Source organism: Phycicoccus jejuensis, assembly GCF_000720925.1.
Taxonomy (GTDB): domain Bacteria; phylum Actinomycetota; class Actinomycetes; order Actinomycetales; family Dermatophilaceae; genus Phycicoccus; species Phycicoccus jejuensis.
This window is the reverse complement of sequence record NZ_JOEE01000001.1, coordinates 742,048-763,193: the sequence shown is the minus strand read 5'-3', so window position 1 is coordinate 763,193 and position 21,146 is coordinate 742,048. Positions and strand designations below refer to the sequence as shown.

Annotated in this window: 17 protein-coding genes and 2 pseudogenes; 5 read left to right on the top strand and 14 right to left on the bottom strand. The window is 70.3% G+C overall.

What is annotated here, in order from left to right; genetic code table 11:
- Window position 1: 1 nt before the first annotated feature.
- From rplB to rpsJ, 5 genes are read right to left on the bottom strand one after another with little or no spacing between them, the layout of a single operon-like run.
- Window positions 2-838 (bottom strand): 50S ribosomal protein L2, encoded by an 837-nt coding sequence (gene rplB / locus IG69_RS0103730; RefSeq protein WP_030526832.1) that lies wholly within the window; start codon window positions 836-838, stop codon window positions 2-4.
- Window positions 839-857: 19 nt separating this feature from the next.
- Window positions 858-1,157, bottom strand: a complete 300-nt coding sequence (gene rplW / locus IG69_RS0103725) for a 50S ribosomal protein L23 (RefSeq protein ID WP_030526831.1) — start codon at window positions 1,155-1,157, stop codon at window positions 858-860.
- Entirely contained in the window at window positions 1,154-1,837 is a 684-nt protein-coding gene (gene rplD, locus IG69_RS0103720) for a 50S ribosomal protein L4 (protein ID WP_051750122.1), read from the bottom strand. Before rplD ends, rplW begins: the two co-directional genes overlap by 4 nt.
- 2 nt (window positions 1,838-1,839) lie before the next feature.
- Window positions 1,840-2,493 carry a 50S ribosomal protein L3 gene (rplC, locus tag IG69_RS0103715; protein ID WP_030526830.1) on the bottom strand — a complete coding sequence of 218 codons (654 nt, stop codon included), beginning with the start codon at window positions 2,491-2,493 and terminating at the stop codon, window positions 1,840-1,842.
- A gap of 8 nt (window positions 2,494-2,501) precedes the next feature.
- A complete protein-coding gene (gene rpsJ / locus IG69_RS0103710; protein WP_012867945.1) occupies window positions 2,502-2,810 on the bottom strand; it encodes a 30S ribosomal protein S10 in 309 nt (102 codons plus the stop codon).
- A gap of 339 nt (window positions 2,811-3,149) precedes the next feature.
- On the opposite strand from rpsJ, the pseudogene IG69_RS22005 reads away from it, so the two are divergent.
- From IG69_RS22005 to IG69_RS21995, 3 genes and pseudogenes are all read left to right on the top strand, one after another.
- Window positions 3,150-3,386: pseudogene (locus tag IG69_RS22005) on the top strand (helix-turn-helix domain-containing protein); the annotation flags it as partial.
- Window positions 3,387-3,612: 226 nt separating this feature from the next.
- Window positions 3,613-4,083: pseudogene (locus IG69_RS23245) on the top strand (MFS transporter); the annotation flags it as partial.
- Between the two features lie 53 nt (window positions 4,084-4,136).
- Window positions 4,137-4,613: an MFS transporter gene (locus tag IG69_RS21995; RefSeq protein WP_030526828.1), complete on the top strand. Its 477-nt coding sequence runs from the start codon at window positions 4,137-4,139 to the stop codon at window positions 4,611-4,613.
- Here IG69_RS21995 and IG69_RS0103690 read toward each other — a convergent pair.
- Window positions 4,513-5,445, bottom strand: a complete 933-nt coding sequence (locus IG69_RS0103690) for an EamA family transporter (RefSeq protein WP_051750120.1) — start codon at window positions 5,443-5,445, stop codon at window positions 4,513-4,515. The genes IG69_RS21995 and IG69_RS0103690 overlap by 101 nt on opposite strands.
- Window positions 5,446-5,518: 73 nt before the next feature.
- Here IG69_RS0103690 and IG69_RS0103685 point away from each other — a divergent pair, with 73 nt between their 5' ends.
- Complete coding sequence (locus IG69_RS0103685) at window positions 5,519-6,436, top strand: LysR family transcriptional regulator (protein WP_030526826.1); 918 nt, start codon at window positions 5,519-5,521, stop codon at window positions 6,434-6,436.
- A 102-nt stretch (window positions 6,437-6,538) separates the two neighbouring features.
- Window positions 6,539-7,381 carry a hypothetical protein gene (locus IG69_RS21990; protein ID WP_030526825.1) on the top strand — a complete coding sequence of 281 codons (843 nt, stop codon included), beginning with the start codon at window positions 6,539-6,541 and terminating at the stop codon, window positions 7,379-7,381.
- A gap of 88 nt (window positions 7,382-7,469) precedes the next feature.
- Here IG69_RS21990 and tuf read toward each other — a convergent pair whose 3' ends face one another.
- The 8 genes from tuf to rpoB form a co-directional block, all read right to left on the bottom strand.
- The gene (gene tuf / locus IG69_RS0103675; protein ID WP_030526824.1) at window positions 7,470-8,666 is read right to left on the bottom strand and encodes an elongation factor Tu; all 1,197 of its coding nucleotides are present in this window, start codon (window positions 8,664-8,666) and stop codon (window positions 7,470-7,472) included.
- A 120-nt stretch (window positions 8,667-8,786) separates the two neighbouring features.
- On the bottom strand, window positions 8,787-10,901 hold the full coding sequence (fusA, locus tag IG69_RS0103670) for an elongation factor G (protein ID WP_030526823.1): 2,115 nt from the start codon (window positions 10,899-10,901) through the stop codon (window positions 8,787-8,789).
- A gap of 106 nt (window positions 10,902-11,007) precedes the next feature.
- Window positions 11,008-11,478 carry a 30S ribosomal protein S7 gene (rpsG, locus tag IG69_RS0103665; protein ID WP_030526822.1) on the bottom strand — a complete coding sequence of 157 codons (471 nt, stop codon included), beginning with the start codon at window positions 11,476-11,478 and terminating at the stop codon, window positions 11,008-11,010.
- Window positions 11,478-11,852: a 30S ribosomal protein S12 gene (rpsL, locus tag IG69_RS0103660; RefSeq protein ID WP_030526821.1), complete on the bottom strand. Its 375-nt coding sequence runs from the start codon at window positions 11,850-11,852 to the stop codon at window positions 11,478-11,480. The genes rpsG and rpsL overlap by 1 nt, the downstream gene beginning before the upstream one ends.
- Window positions 11,853-12,152: 300 nt before the next feature.
- The gene (locus IG69_RS0103655) at window positions 12,153-12,680 is read right to left on the bottom strand and encodes a GNAT family N-acetyltransferase (RefSeq protein WP_030526820.1); all 528 of its coding nucleotides are present in this window, start codon (window positions 12,678-12,680) and stop codon (window positions 12,153-12,155) included.
- Between the two features lie 4 nt (window positions 12,681-12,684).
- Window positions 12,685-13,380: a spermidine synthase gene (locus IG69_RS0103650; protein WP_030526819.1), complete on the bottom strand. Its 696-nt coding sequence runs from the start codon at window positions 13,378-13,380 to the stop codon at window positions 12,685-12,687.
- Between the two features lie 92 nt (window positions 13,381-13,472).
- Window positions 13,473-17,360, bottom strand: a complete 3,888-nt coding sequence (locus tag IG69_RS0103645; RefSeq protein ID WP_030526818.1) for a DNA-directed RNA polymerase subunit beta' — start codon at window positions 17,358-17,360, stop codon at window positions 13,473-13,475.
- Window positions 17,361-17,461: 101 nt separating this feature from the next.
- The gene (gene rpoB, locus IG69_RS0103640; RefSeq protein WP_030526817.1) at window positions 17,462-20,947 is read right to left on the bottom strand and encodes a DNA-directed RNA polymerase subunit beta; all 3,486 of its coding nucleotides are present in this window, start codon (window positions 20,945-20,947) and stop codon (window positions 17,462-17,464) included.
- Window positions 20,948-21,146 lie beyond the last annotated feature (199 nt).

The following is a 21,146-nucleotide window of genomic DNA, read 5'->3' as shown; positions in this document are numbered from 1 at the left end:
ATCAGCGCTTCTTGCCAGTACGACGGCGACGCACGATGAGCTTGTCGCTGGGCTTGCCGGGGCGGCGGGTGCGGCCCTCGGGCTGGCCCCAGGGGCTCACCGGGTGACGACCACCGGAGGTGCGGCCCTCGCCACCACCGTGCGGGTGGTCGACCGGGTTCATGACGACACCACGGACGGTCGGGCGCTTGCCCTTCCAGCGCATGCGGCCGGCCTTGCCCCAGTTGATGTTCGACTGCTCGGCGTTGCCGACCTCGCCGACGGTGGCGCGGCAGCGCACGTCGACGTTGCGGATCTCACCGGACGGCATGCGCAGCTGCGCGTAGGGGCCGTCCTTGGCGACGAGCTGCACGCGGACACCGGCGGAGCGGGCGATCTTCGCGCCGCCACCGGGCTTGAGCTCGACGGCGTGGATGACCGTACCGGTCGGGATGTTGCGCAGCGGCAGCGTGTTGCCCGGCTTGATGTCGGCCGACGGGCCGTTCTCGATCGTCGCGCCCTGCTCGAGGCCCTTGGGGGCCAGGATGTAGCGCTTCTCGCCGTCCGCGTAGTGCAGCAGCGCGATGCGGGCGGTGCGGTTGGGGTCGTACTCGATGTGAGCGACCTTGGCCGGCACGCCGTCCTTGTCGTGGCGACGGAAGTCGATGACGCGGTAGGCGCGCTTGTGGCCACCACCGATGTGACGAGTGGTGATGCGGCCGTTGCTGTTGCGACCACCGCTCTTGGTCAGCGGACGGACGAGGGACTTCTCGGGGGTGGAGCGGGTGACCTCGACGAAGTCGGCCACGCTCGACCCGCGACGCCCCGGCGTCGTCGGCTTGTACTTGCGGATACCCATGGTGTAGTCCTCAGCTTCCTCAGGCGCCGGCGCTGCCGAAGATGTCGATCGAGCCCTCGCGGAGGGTGACGATCGCGCGCTTGGTGTCCTTGCGCTTGCCGGTGCCGAACCGCGTGCGACGGGACTTGCCCTGGCGGTTCATCGTGTGCACGGAGTCGACCTTGACCTTGAAGATCTCCTCGACGGCGATCTTGATCTCGGTCTTGTTCGACCGCGGGTCGACGAGGAAGGTGTACTTGCCCTCGTCGAGGAGGCCGTACGACTTCTCGGACACGACCGGCGCGATCAGGATGTCGCGGGGGTTCTTGCCCTGGCTCACTTCTCGTCCTCCACATCGGCCTCGGCGGCCTTCTTGGCCGGAGCCTTCTTCGCCGCGGCCTTCTTGGCGGGCTTCGCGGCGGCGACGGTCTCACCGGTGAACGCCTCGTAGGCGGCCTGGGTGAAGACGACGTCGTCGGCGCAGAGCACGTCGTAGGTGTTGAGCTGGTCGACCGCGAGCACGTGGACCTCGGCGAGGTTGCGCACCGACTTCAGCGACACGATGTCGCTGCGGTCGAGGACGACGAGCAGGTTCGGGCGCTCGGTGAGGCCGGCGAACAGGGCCTTGGCGTCCTTGGTCGAGGGGGCCTCGCCGGTGGCGATGGACTCGACGACGTGGATGCGGCCGTGGCGCGCCCGGTCGGAGAGGGCACCGCGCAGGGCGGCGGCCTTCATCTTCTTGGGGGTGCGCTGGTTGTAGTCACGCGGCTGCGGGCCGTGCACGGTGCCACCGCCGGCGAACTGCGGCGCACGGGTCGAGCCCTGGCGGGCGCGGCCGGTGCCCTTCTGGCGGTAGGGCTTCTTGCCACCGCCGCGGACGTCGCCGCGGGTCTTGGTGGCGTGCGTGCCCTGACGGGCCGCCGCGAGCTGCGCGACGACGACCTGGTGGATCAGCGGGACGTTGGTCTGGACGTCGAAGATCTCCGAGGGGAGGGTGACGTCGAGCGTCGTGGTAGCCATGGTCAGGCCCCCTTCGCGGCCGAGCGGACGAGGACGACCGCACCGCGGGGACCGGGGACGGCGCCCTTGACGAGCAGCAGGCCCTTGTCGGCGTCCACGGCGTGGATCGTGAGGTTCTGCGTGGTGTGGCGCACGCCGCCCATGCGGCCGGCCATGCGCATGCCCTTGAACACGCGGCCCGGGGTGGCGCAGCCACCGATGGAGCCGGGCTTGCGGTGGTTCTTGTGCGCACCGTGCGAGGAGCTGACGCCGTGGAAGCCGTGACGCTTCATGACACCGGCGAAGCCCTTGCCCTTGGTGGTCGCGCTGATGTCGACCGAGGAGCCGGACTCGAAGGTGTCGGCGCCGAGCTCCTGGCCGAGCGAGTACTCGCCCGCGTCGGCGGTGCGGATCTCGATGAGGAAGCGGCGCGGGGTCACGCCGGCCTTCTCGAAGTGGCCGGCCAGCGGCTTGGTGACCTTGCGGGGGTCGATGGCGCCGTAGCCGAGCTGGACGGCCGCGTAGCCGTCGACGTCGGCCGCGCGGACCTGGGTCACGACGTTCGGGCCGGCCTGGATCACGGTGACGGGCACGAGTCGGTTGTTCTCGTCCCACACCTGGGTCATGCCGAGCTTGGTGCCCAGCAGACCCTTCTGGGTCTTCGTGGCAGTAGTCATCGCGAGCCTCAGAGCTTGATCTCGATGTTGACGTCAGCCGGGAGGTCGAGACGCATCAGCGAGTCGACGGCCTTCGGCGTCGGGTCGATGATGTCGATGAGGCGCTTGTGCGTGCGCATCTCGAAGTGCTCGCGGCTGTCCTTGTACTTGTGCGGCGACCGGATGACGCAGAAGACGTTCTTCTCCGTCGGCAGCGGCACGGGGCCAACCACGGTCGCACCCGCGCGGGTCACGGTGTCGACGATCTTGCGCGCCGAGCTGTCGATGACCTCGTGGTCATACGACTTCAACCGGATGCGGATCTTCTGTCCCGCCATCTGTTGTTCCGTCTCTCTCTCGCCGTCCATCTGTCAAAGTGCCGGCCCGTGGACCTCCGACCCCCGCGGTCGGGCGTGTCGCCCTTGTTCCGCAGTTCGGGCGCAGGCGATCTCTCGCGTTCGTCCGTGGGTCCGGCTGTCCGGTGGAACCGGGCCTGGCTCTTCGCCGACGAGCCGCCCCGCCGTCCGGCGGTTCAGTACCTCGTCGCGGTGGGCTCCCGGTCCCGGTCTGGGACGCGGGGGCACGCCAAGCAACCCGGCTAGTCTGCCAGAGCCCTCGCGCCTGACCAAATCGGCCGCTACACCGCCGGGGCCCCCTCCCCCGGCACCCCCGCCGCCGTGGCGCGTCGAGGACTCCCCAACAGCTCTTTGACACTTCGTGCGCCGCGGTGTCACACGCCCCAAGAACCCTTTGGAGGTAGTGATGACCGACCCCGGCCACCTGCGCGGGCCCTCGCCCACCCCACCCGGCTGCGCATCCTGTCCCTGCTCACCGGCAGCGCCCTCACCGCTGCGGACGTCGCGCGAGAGCTCGGGCTCACGCACGCCAACGCCTCCTACCACCTGCGCCTCCTGCGCGATGCGGGCGAGCTCGTCGTCGCCGGGGAGGAGAGCATCCGCGGCGGCCGTGTGGGCGAGGGCGCCGCGTGCGGAGGGCACGACGCTCGTCAACCTCTCGCTGTTCGCCTTCGCGATGGACCCACGGTGAGCGCCGGCGGCGCCGCCCTCGCGCCGCTGCGCGTGCGCGGGTTCTCGTGGTACCTCGCCTCACGGACGGCGAACCTCGTCGGGCACCTCGGCCGCGACCGTCGCCCTCGCCTTCGCGGTCCTCGACCTCGGCGGCTCGGCCACCGCCCTGGGCCAGGTCCTCGCCGCACGGGTGGTGCCGATGACCGCGCTCCTGCTCTTCGGGGGCGTGCTCGCCGACCGGCTCCCCCGCTCGCTCGTCCTCCAGGGCTCGAACCTCGCGAGCGCGCTGCTGCAGGGGCTCACGGCGGCGCTGCTCCTCGCCGGGGTGCGCGAGCTCTGGCCCGTCGCTGTCCTCCAGGCGCTCCAGGGCGCGGCGTCCGGGACGGGCTTTCCGGCGATGGCCGGCATGGTGCCGACCCTCGTCCCCGCCGAGCCGCGGCCCGGCCGGCCCCGCCGACCTCCCGCCCCTCGGTCGTCCGCGACCTGCGCGAGGGGTGGCAGACCTTCCGGGACACCCCGTGGCTGTGGGTCGTCGTCACCGCCTTCGCGCTCCTCAACGCGGTCTGGGGCGGTGCGTGGCTGACGCTCGGTCCGGCCCTGGCCGAGGACACGGTCGGTCGACCCGCCTGGGGCTGGGTGCTGTCGGCCGAGGCGGCCGGCGCGCTCGTCGCGACCGCCGTCCTGCTGCGCGTCCCGCTCGGCCGGCCGCTGCGGGGCGGCATGCCGGCCGTCGCCCTGCTCGGCCTCCCGCTCGTCCTGCTCGGCGGGGGGTCCCCGGCGTGGCTGCTCGTGCTCGCCGCGGTCGTGGCCGGCGTCGGGCTCGAGGTGTTCGGCATGGGCTGGAACCTCGCCGTGCAGGAGCACGTCGAGCCGGCCCAGCTCTCCCGGGCCTACTCCTACGACGCGCTGGGCTCGATGGCGCTCGTGCCCGTCGGGCAGCTCGTCGCGGGGCCGGTCGCCGAGCGGTTCGGCCTCGCGCCCGTGGTCCTCGCGGGCGGGCTCGCCGTCGCCGTCATCGCGCTGGCGACGCTGGCGTCACCCGACGTGCGCCGCCTGCCACGCGCGCCGTCACCCCACGGCGCGGCCGACCCCGCCACCGTGGCCCCAGGGTGACCAGCGCGACGCCGAGCACGAGCAGGACGCCCCCGCCGACGACCAGCGCGGTGGGGACCTCGCCGTCGGCGACCCACGCCGTCGCGATGCCGATGGGCGGGACGAGCAGCGTGAACGGCGCGACGTCCGAGGCCGGGTGCCGCTCGAGGAGGCGGTTCCAGATCCCGTAGCCGACGAGGCTCGCGAGCACCGCGGTGTAGGCGGTCGAGAGCCAGTTGACGGCCGAGAGGTGGGTCAGGGCCGTGCCGACCGCGGCCGGCCCGTCGACGAGGAGGCTGAGGCCGAGCGCGGGCACCGGCACGACGAGCGCCGACCACACCGTGAGGCCCAGCCCGCCGGGCACCCCGAGCCGGCGCACGAGCACGTTGCCGGTCGCCCACGACAGCGCCGCGAGGACGCAGACGACGAGGGCGACGACGGGCACGCTGCCACCGCGCCCGAGCGCGACCACCCCGAGGCCGAGCGCGCCGACCCCGACACCGGCCAGCTGCACGCGCAGCGGTCGTTCGCCGAGGACGAGGGCGGCGAGCCCGACGGTGAGGACCGCCTGCGCCTGGAGCACCAGCGAGGCCAGGCCCGGCGGCATGCCGAGGGCCAGGGCGGAGTACAGGAGGCCGAACTGCCCCAGGCTCATGCAGGCGCCCACGGCGAGCACGCGCCGCAGCGGGGCGTCGGGCCGTGCGACGAAGGGCAGGGCGAGGAGGACGACGGCGAAGCGGAGTGCGACGAAGAGCAGCGGCGGGACACCGTCGAGCCCGCGCTCGATGACGACGAAGTTCATCCCCCAGACGAGCATGACGAGGACGGCGGAAAGCGTGTCGCGCAGCGGCATGCCCCCATCCTCGCGCCGGAGCTCCGTTCAGCACCAGCGCACGATCGTGCCACGCTCCGTGTAGCGTCGCTACATGATCGAGCTCGAGCACCTCGCCACCCTCGCGGCCGTCCGACGCACCGGGTCGGTCGGCGGGGCCGCGGCCGAGCTCGGCTACACCCCCTCGGCCGTCTCGCAGCAGGTCAAGCGGCTCGAGCGACGGGTCGGCGGCCCGGTCCTCGAACGCGTCGGGCGTGGCGTGATGCTCACCGAGCTGGGTCGCCACCTCGTCGACGAGGGCGGCGACATCCTCGCCCGCCTCGAGCGGCTGGAGTCCGGGCTCGGGCGGGTGACCGGGGGCCCGGTCGCCGGCGGGGTCCGGCTCGTCGCGTTCTCGACGGCCGTGCGCGGGCTCCTCGCCCCGGCGCTGCGCACGCTCGGCGTCGACGAGCCCGACCTCACCGTCACCCTCGTCGAGCGTGACCCGCACGAGGCGATCGACCTCGTCGCCGCCGGCGGGGCCGACGCCGCCCTCGTCCACAACTGGGGTGACCTCCCCCTGCCCTTCCCCGAGCACGTCGAGGTCGTCACGCTCGGGGTCGACACCGCCGACGTGCTCGTCCACCGGGACCACCCGCTCGCCGGCGCCGCCGGCGCGACCGCCCTCGACCTCGTCGCCGACGACTGGGTCTGCGCCCCCGAGGGCTCGGTCTGCCACGGCTGGCTCACCCACATGTTCGACCTCCACGGCGCCCGCCCGCGCATCCGGCACTGGTCGTGGGAGTTCGCCTCGCACGTCGGCCTCGTCGCCGAGGGCGTCTGCGTCAGCCTCGTCCCCCGCCTCGGGCGCGAGCAGCTGCCGGCGTCGGTCGTCGCCGTCCCGCTGACCGACCCCGTGCCGACCCGCCGCGTCATGATGACGTGGCGCCGGAGCATGGCCCCCTCGCCCGCCATCGCCCGGGTCCGCGAGGAGCTCGCGCGCGTCGGTGCGGAGCGGCTGACCCCGGCCTGAGCGGCGTGGCGGCGTCACGGCGTATCACCGCGGGCCGTGCCGCCCTCCTGAGGAGCACGCGACGGGTCCCCGGCGCCCACCCCACGGAAAGGTGCTCCCCCCGTGCGCACGTCACCCCTCCTGCGCCGGGCGGCCGTCGCCGCCGCCGGCGCCGCCCTCCTCGTCCTCGGCGCCGCCGGCGCCGACGCGGGTGGTCCGCAGCCGGGCACCGCGCAGAGCCGGTCGGCCGCGCCCCGGCCGGCCCTCGTCACCCCGTCGACCGCCGCGGGCTCCGAGCTGCGCTTCGTCGCGGTCGCCCCCTGCCGGATCATCGACACCCGCGTCGCCGGCGGTCGGCTCACGGCCGCCGCCCGCACCTTCGACACCACGGCGACGAGCTACGCCGCCCAGGGCGGCAAGGCCGAGTCGTGCGACGTCAGCGCCGTCGCGACGGCGGTGCAGCTCAACCTCGGGGCGATCTCGCAGAGCGGGAGCACGAGCGACCTCAAGGGCTGGGCGACGGGCACGACCGAGCCGACCGCCTCGCTCGTCAACTACAACCCGTCCGGCCCGGTCGCCAACATGGTCACCGTGCCCGTCGACACCAGCGGCCGGCTGACGCTCAGGACCCCGGGCTCGGCCCACGTCTTCGCCGACGTCGCGGGGTACTGGGTCATGCCGCTGTACGTCTCGGTCGACGCGACCACGGCGCCACCGACCGTCCACGCCGGCGCCTCGTCCGGGTTCGTCGGCGTCGTCAAGGACGGGACGGGTTCGTACCGGGTGACCTTCGACCGCAACGTCAGCCGCTGCACCCCGGCCGCCACCGACTACCTCTTCGGGGCGGTGCACGAGATCTCGGTCGACAGCGACTTCTCGCACGACAGCACCGTCTACGTCTCGGTCAAGAACTCCGCCACGGGCGCCGCCGAGGACACGATCTTCCACCTCGTCCTCACCTGCTGACCCGCCGACCGCGCGCACGGCGAAGGGCCCGCACCCTCTGGGGGTGCGGGCCCTTCGACGGGCTGCCGGTCAGGCGACCGGCGTCAGGTCACTTCGTGATCTTGGTGACCCGGCCGGCGCCGACGGTGCGGCCGCCCTCGCGGATGGCGAACTTGAGGCCCTCCTCCATCGCGATGGGCTGGATGAGCTCGACGGCCATCTCGGTGTTGTCGCCGGGCATGACCATCTCGGTGCCCTCGGGCAGCGTGACGACGCCGGTGACGTCCGTGGTCCGGAAGTAGAACTGCGGACGGTAGTTGTCGTAGAACGGGGTGTGACGGCCACCCTCGTCCTTGGACAGGATGTAGACGTTGGCGTCGAACGCCGTGTGCGGCGTGATCGAGCCCGGCTTGACGACGACCTGGCCGCGCTCGACGTCCTCGCGCTTGATGCCACGCAGGAGCAGGCCGACGTTCTCGCCCGCACGGCCCTCGTCGAGGAGCTTGCGGAACATCTCGATGCCGGTGGCCGTGGTCTTGGTCGGCGGGCCGGTGTGGATGCCGACGATCTCGACCTCCTCGTTGACCTTGAGGACACCGCGCTCGATGCGGCCGGTGACGACGGTGCCACGACCGGTGATCGTGAAGACGTCCTCGACGGGCATGAGGAACGGCTTGTCGGTGTCGCGCTCCGGCTCCGGGATGTAGTTGTCGACGGCGTCCATGAGGTCGAGGACGGTCTGGCCCCACTCGGCGTCGCCCTCGAGCGCCTTGAGCGCCGAGACCTTGACGACGGGGAGGTCGTCACCGGGGAACTCGTAGGAGCTCAGCAGCTCGCGGACCTCCATCTCGACGAGCTCGAGGATCTCCTCGTCGTCGACCATGTCGGCCTTGTTGAGCGCCACGACGACGTAGGGGACGCCGACCTGGCGGGCCAGAAGGACGTGCTCCTTCGTCTGCGGCATCGGACCGTCGGTGGCGGCGACGACGAGGATCGCGCCGTCCATCTGCGCCGCACCCGTGATCATGTTCTTCACGTAGTCGGCGTGGCCCGGGCAGTCGACGTGGGCGTAGTGACGGCCCTCGGTCTGGTACTCGATGTGCGCGATGGAGATCGTGATACCGCGCTGCTTCTCCTCGGGCGCCTTGTCGATGTCGTCGAACGCGAACTGGGGGTTCAGGTCCGGGTACTTGTCGTGCAGGACCTTGGAGATCGCAGCAGTCAGCGTCGTCTTACCGTGGTCGATGTGACCGATGGTGCCGATGTTGACGTGCGGCTTGGTCCGCTCGAACTTTGCCTTCGCCACTTGATGTCCTCCTCAGGACTGATTTCTCGGTAACGCCGTTACGACCGGGCAGGACGTGGCGTCGTCTGGGGGTTGGTTGGAAGTGCTTCTCTCAGGCGAGATCAGCGACCACTGTAGCGGTCACTCGCCCCGGGTCTTCTTGATGATCTCCTCGGCCACCGACTTGGGGACCTCGGCGTAGGAGTCGAACTCCATCGAGTAGTTCGCGCGACCCTGGGTCTTGGACCGCAGGTCGCCGACGTACCCGAACATCTCCGACAGCGGGACCAGGCCGCGGACGACCTTGGCGCCGGAGATGTCCTCCATCGCCTGGATGTGGCCACGCCGCGAGTTGATGTCGCCGATGACCTCACCCATGTAGTCCTCGGGGGTGCGGACCTCGACGGCCATCATCGGCTCGAGGAGGACCGGCTCGCACTTGCGGACGGCCTCCTTGAGCGCCATCGAGCCGGCGATCTTGAACGCCATCTCCGAGGAGTCGACGTCGTGGTACGCACCGTCGAGGAGCGTCGCCTTGATGCCGACCAGCGGGTAGCCGGCGAGCACGCCGTACTGCATGGCGTCCTGGATGCCGGCGTCGACCGACGGGATGTACTCACGCGGGATGCGGCCACCGGTGACCTTGTTGGAGAACTCGTAGAGCTCGCCCTCGGCGGTGTCCAGCGGCTCCAGCGCGATCTGGACCTTCGCGAACTGGCCCGAGCCACCCGTCTGCTTCTTGTGGGTGTAGTCGTAGCGCTCGAGGGTCCGCTTGATGGTCTCGCGGTAGGCGACCTGCGGCTTGCCGACGTTGGCCTCGACCTTGAACTCGCGACGCATGCGGTCGACGAGGATGTCGAGGTGGAGCTCGCCCATGCCGGCGATGATCGTCTGGCCGGTGTCCTCGTCGAGGTGCACCTGGAAGGTCGGGTCCTCCTCGGCCAGCTTCTGGATCGCGGTGCCGAGCTTCTCCTGGTCGCCCTTGGTCTTGGGCTCGATGGCGACCTGGATGACGGGCTCCGGGAAGGTCATCGACTCGAGCACGACCGGCTTGTCGATGTCGCAGAGGGTGTCACCGGTCGTCGTCGTCTTCAGACCGATGGCGGCGTAGATGTGGCCCGCCATCGCGTCCTCGACCGGGTTCTCCTTGTTGGCGTGCATCTGGAAGAGCTTTCCGATGCGCTCCTTCTTCACCTTGGTGCTGTTGAGCACCTGGGTGCCGGCGGAGATGTGTCCGGAGTAGACGCGGATGAAGGTCAGCGTGCCGAAGAACGGGTGCGAGGCGACCTTGAAGGCGAGCGCGGAGAACGGCTCGTCCTTGCTGGGCTTGCGCTCGACCTTCTCGTCCTCGTTGCCCGGGGCGTGACCCTCCATCGCCGGCACGTCGAGCGGCGAGGGGAGGTAGTCGACGACCGCGTCGAGCATCGGCTGGACGCCGCGGTTCTTGAACGCGGAGCCACACAGGACCGGGTAGACCTCGGAGGCGATGGTCAGGCGGCGGATGCCGGCCTTGATCTCCTCGGGGGTGAGCTCGCCACCCTCGAGGTACTTCTCCATGAGGGCGTCGTCGGACTCGGCGACCCGCTCGATGAGCTGGTGGCGGTACTCCTCCACGCGGTCGACGAGGTCGGCCGGGATGTCCTGGATGTCGTACTTGGCACCCATGGTGACGTCGCCCTTGGCGTCGCCCTCCCACACGAGCGCGCGCTTGTAGATGAGGTCGACGACACCGACGAAGTCGTTCTCGGCGCCGATCGGCAGCTGGAGCACGAGCGGCTCCGCACCGAGACGGTCCTTGATGGTGTCGACGGTGAAGTAGAAGTCCGCGCCGAGCTTGTCCATCTTGTTGACGAAGCAGATGCGGGGGACGTTGTACTTGTCCGCCTGGCGCCAGACCGTCTCGGACTGGGGCTCGACGCCCTCCTTGCCGTCGAAGACGGCGACGGCGCCGTCGAGGACGCGCAGCGAACGCTCGACCTCGACCGTGAAGTCGACGTGACCGGGGGTGTCGATGATGTTGATCTGCGACCCCTCCCAGAAGGAGGTGACGGCGGCGGAGGTGATGGTGATCCCCCGCTCCTTCTCCTGCTCCATCCAGTCGGTGGTGGAGGCGCCGTCGTGCGTCTCGCCCATCTTCCGGTTGACACCGGTGTAGAAGAGGATGCGCTCGGTCGCCGTGGTCTTGCCGGCGTCGATGTGCGCCATGATGCCGATGTTGCGGACCTTCTTGAGGTCCGTCAGGACGTCCTGTGCCACGTTCTGTGCTCTCGTCTCGTCGCGTCGGGGGTGGTGCGGGGTGGTGCGGTCGTGCACCGGTGGCCCGGGGAGCCGGCCGCGGGGCGGCGCGGCTCCCCGGACGGGGTCACCAGCGGTAGTGCGCGAAGGCCTTGTTGGACTCGGCCATCTTGTGCGTGTCCTCGCGACGCTTCACCGCGGCGCCGAGGCCGTTGGACGCGTCGAGGATCTCGTTCATGAGGCGCTCGGTCATCGTCTTCTCACGACGCTGGCGCGAGTAGCCGACGAGCCAGCGCAGCGACAGCGTCGTGGCGCGGTTCGGCTTGACCTCGATCGGGACCTGGTAGGTCGCACCGCCGACGCGGCGGGACTTGACCTCGAGCGTCGGCTTGATGTTGTCGAGCGCGCGCTTGAGCGTCTGCACCGGGTCGGTGCCGGTCTTCTCGCGGCAGCCCTCGAGCGCGCCGTAGACGATGCGCTCGGCGGTGGACTTCTTGCCGTCGAGGAGGACCTTGTTGACCAGCGAGGTCACCAGCGGGGACTGGTGGACCGGGTCGATGACGAGCGGCCGCTTCGGAGCGGGACCCTTGCGCGGCATCAGCTCTTACCCTTCTTCGCGCCGTAGCGGCTGCGCGCCTGCTGACGGTTCTTGACGCCCTGGGTGTCGAGGGCGCCGCGGATGATCTTGTAGCGCACGCCGGGGAGGTCCTTCACACGACCGCCGCGGACGAGCACCATCGAGTGCTCCTGGAGGTTGTGGCCGACACCGGGGATGTAGGCGGTGACCTCGATGCCGCTCGTGAGGCGCACGCGGGCAACCTTGCGGAGGGCGGAGTTCGGCTTCTTGGGGGTGGTCGTGTACACACGCGTGCACACGCCGCGGCGCTGCGGGGAGCCCTTGAGGGCAGGGGTCTTGGCCTTGACGGCCTTGTCCTGCCGGCCCTTGCGCACCAGCTGGTTGATGGTAGGCAACCTGGATCCTTCGGTCTGGTCTGGTCAAGCGACGGCGGTCGCGCCGTCACTCCTTGTCATGGCCGCTGCTCGACCCCCGCGTTCGGGTGTGTCGCACCGGCTGCTCCTCCCTGCACTCCCCATGCGCCATTCCCCGGGGGGATGTGGTGTGGTGGGGCGCCCGGCAGGAGGTGGGCGAGGCCGTGCCCGTCGCCTCGCGGCGCCGGTCCCGGCTCCTGGGTCTGGTCCTAGCCAGACACAACACCCAAGGATACCGGGCCGCGCGTGGCCACCCAAATCGGTTGCCGGCGCCCTCCCGCCTCAGAGCCGGTCGAACGCCGGGGCGTAGCGGAAGGGGCCCGCGAGCCCCGGGTGCCAGGCCCGCAGCCGCAGCAGCTGGAAGAACCGGTCCTCCCACGGCCCGGGCGAGGCCACCCCGTGGGCGGCGGCGGTCTCGAACCCGAACGCGCCGTAGAACCCCGGGTCGCCGAGGAGCACGACCGAGGGCTCGGCGAGCTGCTCGGCGGTCGCGACGACCGACGCGACGAGGGCCGAGCCGATGCCCTGCCCCATGTGGTCCGGGCGCACCGCGAGCGGCCCGAGCCCCACCGAGGGCCCCTCCCCCATCGAGGCCCGGCTGCACACGACGCTGCCGACGACACCGCCGTCGAGCTCGGCGACGAAGGTCAGCGCGGGCAGCAGGTCGCCGTCGGCCCGCAGCCCGTCGACGAGCCGGGCCTCCGGCACGCCGTCGGAGAAGTCCGTCGTCGCGAAGGCGGCGAGGACGAGGTCGCGGACCGGCCCGGCGTCCTCGGGACGCTCCGGGCGGATGACGAGATCGCGGCGCACCGGGTCATCCTCCCCCGGCGGGCGCCCCGGACGCGAACGAGTACAGGGCGTACTCGAGCTCACGACCGTCCCGGTGGACCGGGAGCACCAGCTCGTCGACCACGTCACCGGGCCCGACCACCGAGCGCAAGGCCTCGAGGAGGGCCGGCGCCCGGTGCGAGGACCACACGACGAGCCGGCCTCCCGGGCGCAGCACCCGCCGGGCCGCCGCCAGCGAACCCGGCTGGTAGAGAGCCGCGTTGGCGGCGTGCACGAGGAAGTCCGGGCCGTTGTCGACGTCGAGCAGCACGAGGTCCCACGGCCCGTCGGGGGCGGTCCTCCGTGCGAGGACGTCCGCGACGTCGGCCACGTGGAGGGTGCACCGCTCCCCCTCGAGACCGGCCAGCTCCTCGACGAGACCCGCCCTGGCCCAGCCCACGAGGGGGGCCGCGAGCTCGACGACGTCGACCTGGCGCACCCGCGGGTCGGCGAGGACGGCCCGGGTGGTGAACCCCAGGCCGAGCCCCCCGACGAGCACGCGGGCCGGCGACGGGTGGTGCCGCAGCGCCTCGTCGGCCAGCACCCGCTCGGTGGACGGGTCGGCGGTGTCCATCGCGAAGACCCCGTCGACGACGAGCTGGAGGACCCCTTCGTGCCGACGCAGCACCACCTCGCCCGCCGGCGTGCCGCCCCGCGCGAGCGTCACCGGCGGCTCGTCCATGCGGTCACCCTAGGCGGCGGTCCCCGGGAACGCCGACGGGCGGGCACCCGTGGTCTCCCACGTGGTGCCCGCCCGTGCGGCGGTGCGGCGGCTCAGAGCCGGTCGAGACCGAGCTCGCTGTCGTCGAGGCGGACGGCCTCGCCGGAACCCGGGCCGAAGGAGAACGCGTAGTCCTCGTAGTTCGGCATCGAGTACATGGCGGCCTTGGCCTCCTCGGTCGGCTCCACCGCGATGTTGCGGTAGCGGGTCAGCCCCGTGCCGGCCGGGATGAGCTTGCCGAGGATGACGTTCTCCTTGAGGCCGAGGAGGGAGTCGGAACGACCCTCCATGGCGGCCTCGGTGAGGACGCGGGTGGTCTCCTGGAAGGAGGCCGCCGACAGCCACGACTCGGTCGCGAGCGAGGCCTTGGTGATGCCCATGAGCTCGGGACGACCCGAGGCCGGCTTGCCGCCCTCGGCGACGACGCGACGGTTCTCCTCCTCGAAGCGCCCGCGCTCGGCGAGCATGCCCGGGAGCAGGTCCGCGTCGCCCGACTCGATGATCGTGATCCGGCGCAGCATCTGCCGGACGATGACCTCGATGTGCTTGTCGTGGATGGACACACCCTGCTGGCGGTAGACGTTCTGCACCTCGTCGACGAGGTGCTCCTGCGTCTTGCGCGGGCCGAGGATGCGCAGCACCTGCTTGGGGTCGATGGACCCCTGCGTCAGCTGCGCACCGACCTCGACGTGCTGGCCGTCCTGCACGAGCAGGCGCGCACGCTTGGTCACCGGGTAGGCGTGCTCCTCGGAGCCGTCGTCCGGCGTGAGCAGGAGTCGACGCGCCTTGTCGGTCTCCTCGATCGTCACGCGGCCGGAGGCCTCGGCGATCGGCGAGACGCCCTTGGGCGTGCGGGCCTCGAAGAGCTCGACGACACGCGGCAGACCCTGCGTGATGTCGTCACCGGCCACACCACCGGTGTGGAAGGTACGCATCGTCAGCTGGGTGCCGGGCTCACCGATGGACTGCGCCGCGATGATGCCGACGGCCTCACCGATGTCGACGAGCTTGCCGGTGGCCAGCGAGCGGCCGTAGCACTTCGCGCAGGTCCCGACCTTGGAGTCGCAGGTGAGGACCGAGCGGACCTTGACCGAGTCGACACCGGCCGCGAACAGCGCGCCGATGACGACGTCCCCGAGGTCGATGCCGGCCTCGGCGAGGACCTCGCCGTCCTTGACGACGTCCTCGGCGAGCGAGCGGGCGTAGACCGAGGTCTCGACGTCGTCGTGGACCGCGCGGGCGCCGGTGCGCTCGTCGGTGCTCGCGATCGGCATCTTGAGGCCACGCTCGGTGCCACAGTCGTCCTCGCGGATGATGACGTCCTGCGACACGTCGACGAGACGACGGGTCAGGTAGCCCGAGTCCGCCGTGCGCAGCGCGGTGTCGGCCAGGCCCTTGCGGGAGCCGTGGGTCGAGATGAAGAACTCGAGCACGGTGAGGCCCTCGCGGAAGTTCGCGCGGATCGGCCGCGGGATGATGTCGCCCTTCGGGTTCGACACCAGGCCACGCATGCCGGCGATCTGGCGCAGCTGCATCCAGTTACCGCGCGCACCGGAGGAGACCATCTTGAAGATGGTGTTCGTCCTCGGGATGTTCGCCTCCATCTCCTTGGCGACCTCGTTCGTGGCCTGCGTCCAGATCTCGATGAGCTCCTGGCGGCGCTCGTCGTCGGTGATCAGACCGCGCTCGTACTGCGTCTGGACCTTCGTGGCCTTGGTCTCGTAGCCGTCGAGGATCTCGAGCTTGCGCGGGGGCGTCACGACGTCGGAGATGGCGACCGTGGTGCCCGAGCGGGTCGCCCAGTGGAAGCCGTACTCCTTGAGCGCGTCGAGGCTCGCCGCGACCTGCACCTTGCTGTAGCGCTCGGCGAGGTCGTTGACGATCGTCGAGAGGCGCTTCTTGTCGACCTGGTCGTTGACGAACGGGTAGTCCATCGGAAGCGTCTCGTTGAAGAGCGCGCGACCCAGGGTGGTCTCGACCGTCATCGCCGGCACGTAGCCCTCGGCGTCGAGCTCGATGCCCTCGGGCAGCTCGGTCATCGGCGTGGGCACGAGGTGCTCGAGACGGATCTTCACGAGCGAACCGAGCTCGATCTGGCCGGCGTCGAAGGCCATGCGGGCCTCGGACACCGTCGAGAACGCCCGACCGGCGCCCTTGCCGTCCTCGACCTCGGAGGTGAGGTGGTAGAGGCCGATGATCATGTCCTGGGTGGGCATGGTCACGGGACGGCCGTCGGCCGGCTTGAGGATGTTGTTCGAGGACAGCATGAGGATGCGGGCCTCGGCCTGGGCCTCCGCCGACAGCGGCACGTGCACGGCCATCTGGTCACCGTCGAAGTCCGCGTTGAACGCGGTGCAGACGAGCGGGTGGATCTGGATGGCCTTGCCCTCGACGAGCTGCGGCTCGAAGGCCTGGATGCCGAGGCGGTGCAGCGTGGGCGCACGGTTGAGCAGCACCGGGTGCTCGGTGATGACCTCTTCGAGGACGTCCCAGACCTGGGGGCGCTGACGCTCGACCATGCGCTTGGCCGACTTGATGTTCTGGGCGTGGTCGAGGTCGACGAGCCGCTTCATGACGAAGGGCTTGAAGAGCTCGAGCGCCATCTGCTTCGGCAGGCCGCACTGGTGCAGCTTGAGCTGCGGGCCGACGACGATGACCGAGCGGCCGGAGTAGTCGACGCGCTTGCCGAGCAGGTTCTGGCGGAACCGGCCCTGCTTGCCCTTGAGCATGTCGGACAGCGACTTGAGCGGACGGTTGCCGGGGCCCGTCACCGGGCGGCCACGACGGCCGTTGTCGAAGAGGCTGTCGACGGCCTCCTGGAGCATCCGCTTCTCGTTGTTGACAATGATCTCGGGCGCACCGAGGTCGAGCAGCCGCTTGAGGCGGTTGTTGCGGTTGATGACGCGGCGGTACAGGTCGTTGAGGTCCGAGGTCGCGAAGCGGCCACCGTCGAGCTGCACCATCGGGCGCAGGTCCGGCGGGATGACCGGGATCGCGTCGAGGACCATGCCGGCCGGCTGGTTCGTCGTCGTCTGGAAGGCGGAGACCACCTTGAGGCGCTTGAGGGCGCGGGTCTTGCGCTGGCCCTTGCCCGTGGCGATGATCTCGCGCAGCGCCTCGGCCTCGGCGTCGAGGTCGAAGGTCTCGAGGCGCTTCTGGATCGCCGCGGCGCCCATCCCGCCCTCGAAGTAGAGACCGAAGCGGTCGCGCATCTCGCGGTAGAGGACCTCGTCGCCCTCGAGGTCCTGGACCTTGAGGTTCTTGAAGCGGTCCCAGACCTGCTCGAGGCGCTCGACCTGCTGGTCGGCGCGACGGCGGATCGCGTTCATCTCGCGCTCGGCGGAGTCGCGGACCTTGCGCTTGGCGTCGGACTTGGCGCCCTCGGCCTCGAGGGCGGCGATGTCGTCCTCGAGCTTCTTGGCGCGGCCCTCGACGTCGGCGTCGCGGCGGTTCTCGATCTCCTTCTTCTCGACCTGGATCTGGGCCTCGAGCGAGGGCAGGTCGGCGTGCCGCTGGTCCTCGTCGACGGACGTGATCATGTAGGCCGCGAAGTAGATGACCTTCTCGAGGTCCTTCGGGGCGAGGTCGAGCAGGTACCCGAGGCGGCTCGGGACACCCTTGAAGTACCAGATGTGGGTGACGGGGGCGGCGAGCTCGATGTGGCCCATCCGCTCACGACGCACGGCAGCGCGGGTCACCTCGACGCCGCAGCGCTCGCAGATGATGCCCTTGAAGCGGACCCGCTTGTACTTGCCGCAGGCGCACTCCCAGTCCCGGGTCGGGCCGAAGATCTTCTCGCAGAAGAGGCCGTCCTTCTCGGGCTTGAGGGTGCGGTAGTTGATCGTCTCGGGCTTCTTGACCTCACCGTGGCTCCAGGCGCGGATCGAGTCCGCGGTGGCGAGGCCGATCCGGAGCTCGTCGAAGAAGTTGACGTCGAGCACGTGGTTCCTTCTTTCGTTTCTTACGTCAGTCGTGGTCTGTCAGGTGGTGTGTCGAGCGGGTGGTGGGCCGGGGCGCGCACGGCGCCCCGGCCCCGCACCTGTCAGACCTCTTCGACGCTGCTCGGCTCGCGCCGGGACAGGTCGATGCCGAGCTCCTCGGCGGCGCGGAAGACGTCGTCCTCCGCGTCGTGCATCTCGATGGTGGACCCGTCGCTGGACAGGACCTCCACGTTGAGGCAGAGGGACTGCATCTCCTTGATGAGCACCTTGAAGGACTCGGGGATGCCGGGCTCGGGGATGTTGTCGCCCTTGACGATCGCCTCGTAGACCTTGACGCGGCCGTTGACGTCGTCGGACTTGATGGTGAGCAGCTCCTGCAGCGCGTAGGCCGCGCCGTAGGCCTCGAGGGCCCAGACCTCCATCTCACCGAAGCGCTGGCCACCGAACTGGGCCTTACCGCCGAGCGGCTGCTGGGTGATCATCGAGTAGGGACCGGTGCTGCGCGCGTGGATCTTGTCGTCCACGAGGTGGTGCAGCTTGAGGATGTACATGTAGCCGACCGAGACGGCCTCCGGGAACGGCTCGCCGGAGCGGCCGTCGAAGAGGCGGGCCTTGCCCGAGCCGGCGATGAGGCGGACGTCGTCGCGGGTCTTGCGCGTGCTGTCGAGCAGACCGACGATCTCGTTCTCGCGGACACCGTCGAACACCGGCGAGGCGACGCGGGTGCCGGCCGGGGCCTGGCGCGCGTCCTCGGGGATGAGCTCGGCCCACTCGGGCTTGCCCTCGATCTCCCAGCCGCGGCTGGCGGCCCAGCCGAGGTGGAGCTCGAGGATCTGCCCGACGTTCATGCGGCCGGGGACACCGAGCGGGTTGAGCACGACGTCGACCGGGGTGCCGTCCTCGAGGAAGGGCATGTCCTCGACCGGGAGGATCTTGGAGATGACGCCCTTGTTGCCGTGGCGGCCGGCGAGCTTGTCGCCGTCGGTGATCTTGCGCTTGTTCGCCACGTAGACGCGGACCAGCTGGTTGACGCCCGGGGGCAGCTCGTCGCCCTCGTCCTTGTCGAAGACCTTGACGCCGATGACGGTGCCGGTCTCGCCGTGGGGGACCTTGAGGGAGGTGTCGCGGACCTCGCGCGCCTTCTCGCCGAAGATCGCGCGCAGCAGGCGCTCCTCCGGGGTCAGCTCGGTCTCGCCCTTGGGCGTGACCTTGCCGACGAGCAGGTCGCCGTCGCGGACCTCCGCACCGATGCGGATGATGCCGCGCTCGTCGAGGTCGGCGAGGACGTCCTCGGAGACGTTCGGGATGTCCCGGGTGATCTCCTCGGGGCCGAGCTTGGTGTCGCGGGCGTCGACCTCGTGCTCCTCGATGTGGATCGAGGAGAGGACGTCGTCCTGGACCAGGCGCTGGCTGAGGATGATCGCGTCCTCGTAGTTGTGGCCCTCCCACGGCATGAACGCCACGAGGAGGTTGCGCCCGAGCGCCATCTCGCCACCGTCGGTCGCGGGACCGTCGGCGATGAGCTGGCCGGCCTCGAGGCGCTGGCCCTCGTCGACGCGCACGACCTGGTTGTAGCTGTTGCCCTGGTTGGAGCGGTCGAACTTCGCGATGCGGTAGGTGCGCGAGGTGCCGTCGTCGGCGGCGACGGTCACGAGGTCGGCGGAGACCTCGGTGACGACACCGGCCTTCTCGGCGACGACGACGTCACCGGAGTCGACCGCGGCGCGGAACTCCATGCCGGTGCCGACGAGCGGGGCCTCGGCCCGCACAAGCGGGACGGCCTGGCGCTGCATGTTCGAGCCCATGAGCGCGCGGTTGGCGTCGTCGTGCTCGAGGAACGGGATGAGCGCAGTGGCCGCGGACACCATCTGGCGCGGGGAGACGTCGATGTAGTCGACCTCGGCCGCCGGGACGTACTCGACCTCGCCACCCTTGACGCGCACGAGCACGCGCTCGTCGGCGAAGTGGGTGCCGTCCTCGGAGAGCGTCGCGTTCGCCTGGGCGATGACGTGCTCGTCCTCCTCGTCGGCGGAGAGGTAGTGGACGTCGTCGGTCACGCGACCCTTGTCGACCTTGCGGTACGGGGTCTCGATGAAGCCGAAGGAGTTGATCCGCCCGTAGGACGCGAGCGAGCCGATGAGGCCGATGTTCGGGCCCTCAGGGGTCTCGATCGGGCACATGCGGCCGTAGTGCGACGGGTGGACGTCGCGGACCTCCATGCCGGCGCGGTCACGGGAGAGACCACCCGGGCCGAGGGCCGACAGACGCCGCTTGTGCGTCAGGCCCGCGAGCGGGTTGTTCTGGTCCATGAACTGGGAGAGCTGGCTGGTGCCGAAGAACTCCTTGATGGACGCCACGACCGGGCGGATGTTGATGAGCGTCTGCGGCGTGATCGCCTCGACGTCCTGCGTCGTCATGCGCTCGCGGACGACGCGCTCCATCCGGGACAGGCCGGTGCGGACCTGGTTCTGGATGAGCTCGCCGACGTTGCGCAGGCGGCGGTTGCCGAAGTGGTCGATGTCGTCGGTCTCGACGCGGATGTCGACGGTCTCGCCGCGGCGGGTGCCCGGCATCGTCTCCTCGCCGGCGTGCAGCGCGACGAGGTACTTGATCGTGGCGACGATGTCCTCGAGCCCGAGGGTCGAGGTCGACAGCTCGGTGTCGAGGCCGAGCTTCTTGTTGATCTTGTACCGGCCGACCTTGGCGAGGTCGTAGCGCTTGCCGTTGAAGTAGAGGTTGTCGAGCAGGGTCTGCGCGGCCTCCTTGGTCGGCGGCTCGCCCGGGCGCAGCTTGCGGTAGATGTCGAGCAGCGCGTCGTCCTGACCCGTCGTGTTGTCCTTCTCGAGGGTCATGCGCATCGACTCGTAGTCGCCGAACTCCTCGAGGATCTCGGCCTCGGACATGCCGAGGGCCTTGAGGAGGACCGTGACGGACTGCTTGCGCTTGCGGTCGACGCGCACGCCGACCATGTCGCGCTTGTCGATCTCGAACTCGAGCCAGGCGCCGCGGCTCGGGATGACCTTGGTGGAGTAGACGTCCTTGTCGGAGGTCTTGTCCGGGGTGCGCTCGAAGTACACGCCCGGGGAGCGGACGAGCTGCGAGACGACGACGCGCTCGGTGCCGTTGATGATGAAGGTGCCGCGCTCGGTCATGAGCGGGAAGTCGCCCATGAAGACCGTCTGGCTCTTGATCTCGCCGGTCGTGTTGTTCATGAACTCGGCGGTGACGAACAGGGGCGCGGAGTAGGTCTGGTCGCGCTCCTTGCAGTCCTCGATCGAGTACTTGACGTCCTCGAAGCGGTGGTCGCGGAAGCTCAGCGACATCGAGCCGCTGAAGTCCTCGATCGGGGAGATCTCCTCGAAGATCTCCTCGAGGCCGGAGCGCTCCGGGACGTCGTCGCGGCCGGCCTCGAGCGCGGCGGCGACGCGCTCCTGCCAGCGCTCGTTGCCGAGCAGCCAGTCGAAGCTCTCGGTCTGCAGGGCGAGGAGGTCCGGGACCTCCAGCGGCTCACGGATCTTGGCGAACGAGAGACGGCCCGAAGCCGTCAGAGCGGTGGTCATCTTGGACGTGGTGCGCGAGGCAGCCAAGGAGGGTTCCTTCCACGGGCCTGGTCTGTTGTGCGAACTGGCCGCTCCCGACCCCTCCGACCACCGTGTGCCGTGCCCACGCGGGTCCACCCGGGACAGCCGGGGGCATGGCGATGAGACGACTCGACGACGAGCGAGGGAAGGTTAGGGGCAGCGCAAAGAGATAGCATACCCGAAGAAGGCAGCACCGTCCAACCGC

What these genes read in the sequence shown, in the direction of transcription:
- rpsG (WP_030526822.1), bottom strand. Translation starts at nt 11,478, where the DNA reads ATGCCGCGCAAGGGTCCCGCTCCGAAGCGGCCGCTCGTCATCGACCCG.
- rplC (WP_030526830.1), bottom strand. Translation starts at nt 2,493, where the DNA reads ATGACTACTGCCACGAAGACCCAGAAGGGTCTGCTGGGCACCAAGCTC.
- IG69_RS0103690 (WP_051750120.1), bottom strand. Translation starts at nt 5,445, where the DNA reads ATGCCGCTGCGCGACACGCTTTCCGCCGTCCTCGTCATGCTCGTCTGG.
- rplB (WP_030526832.1), bottom strand. Translation starts at nt 838, where the DNA reads ATGGGTATCCGCAAGTACAAGCCGACGACGCCGGGGCGTCGCGGGTCG.
- rpsJ (WP_012867945.1), bottom strand. Translation starts at nt 2,810, where the DNA reads ATGGCGGGACAGAAGATCCGCATCCGGTTGAAGTCGTATGACCACGAG.
- IG69_RS0103685 (WP_030526826.1), top strand. Translation starts at nt 5,519, where the DNA reads ATGATCGAGCTCGAGCACCTCGCCACCCTCGCGGCCGTCCGACGCACC.
- IG69_RS0103650 (WP_030526819.1), bottom strand. Translation starts at nt 13,380, where the DNA reads ATGGACGAGCCGCCGGTGACGCTCGCGCGGGGCGGCACGCCGGCGGGC.
- rplD (WP_051750122.1), bottom strand. Translation starts at nt 1,837, where the DNA reads ATGGCTACCACGACGCTCGACGTCACCCTCCCCTCGGAGATCTTCGAC.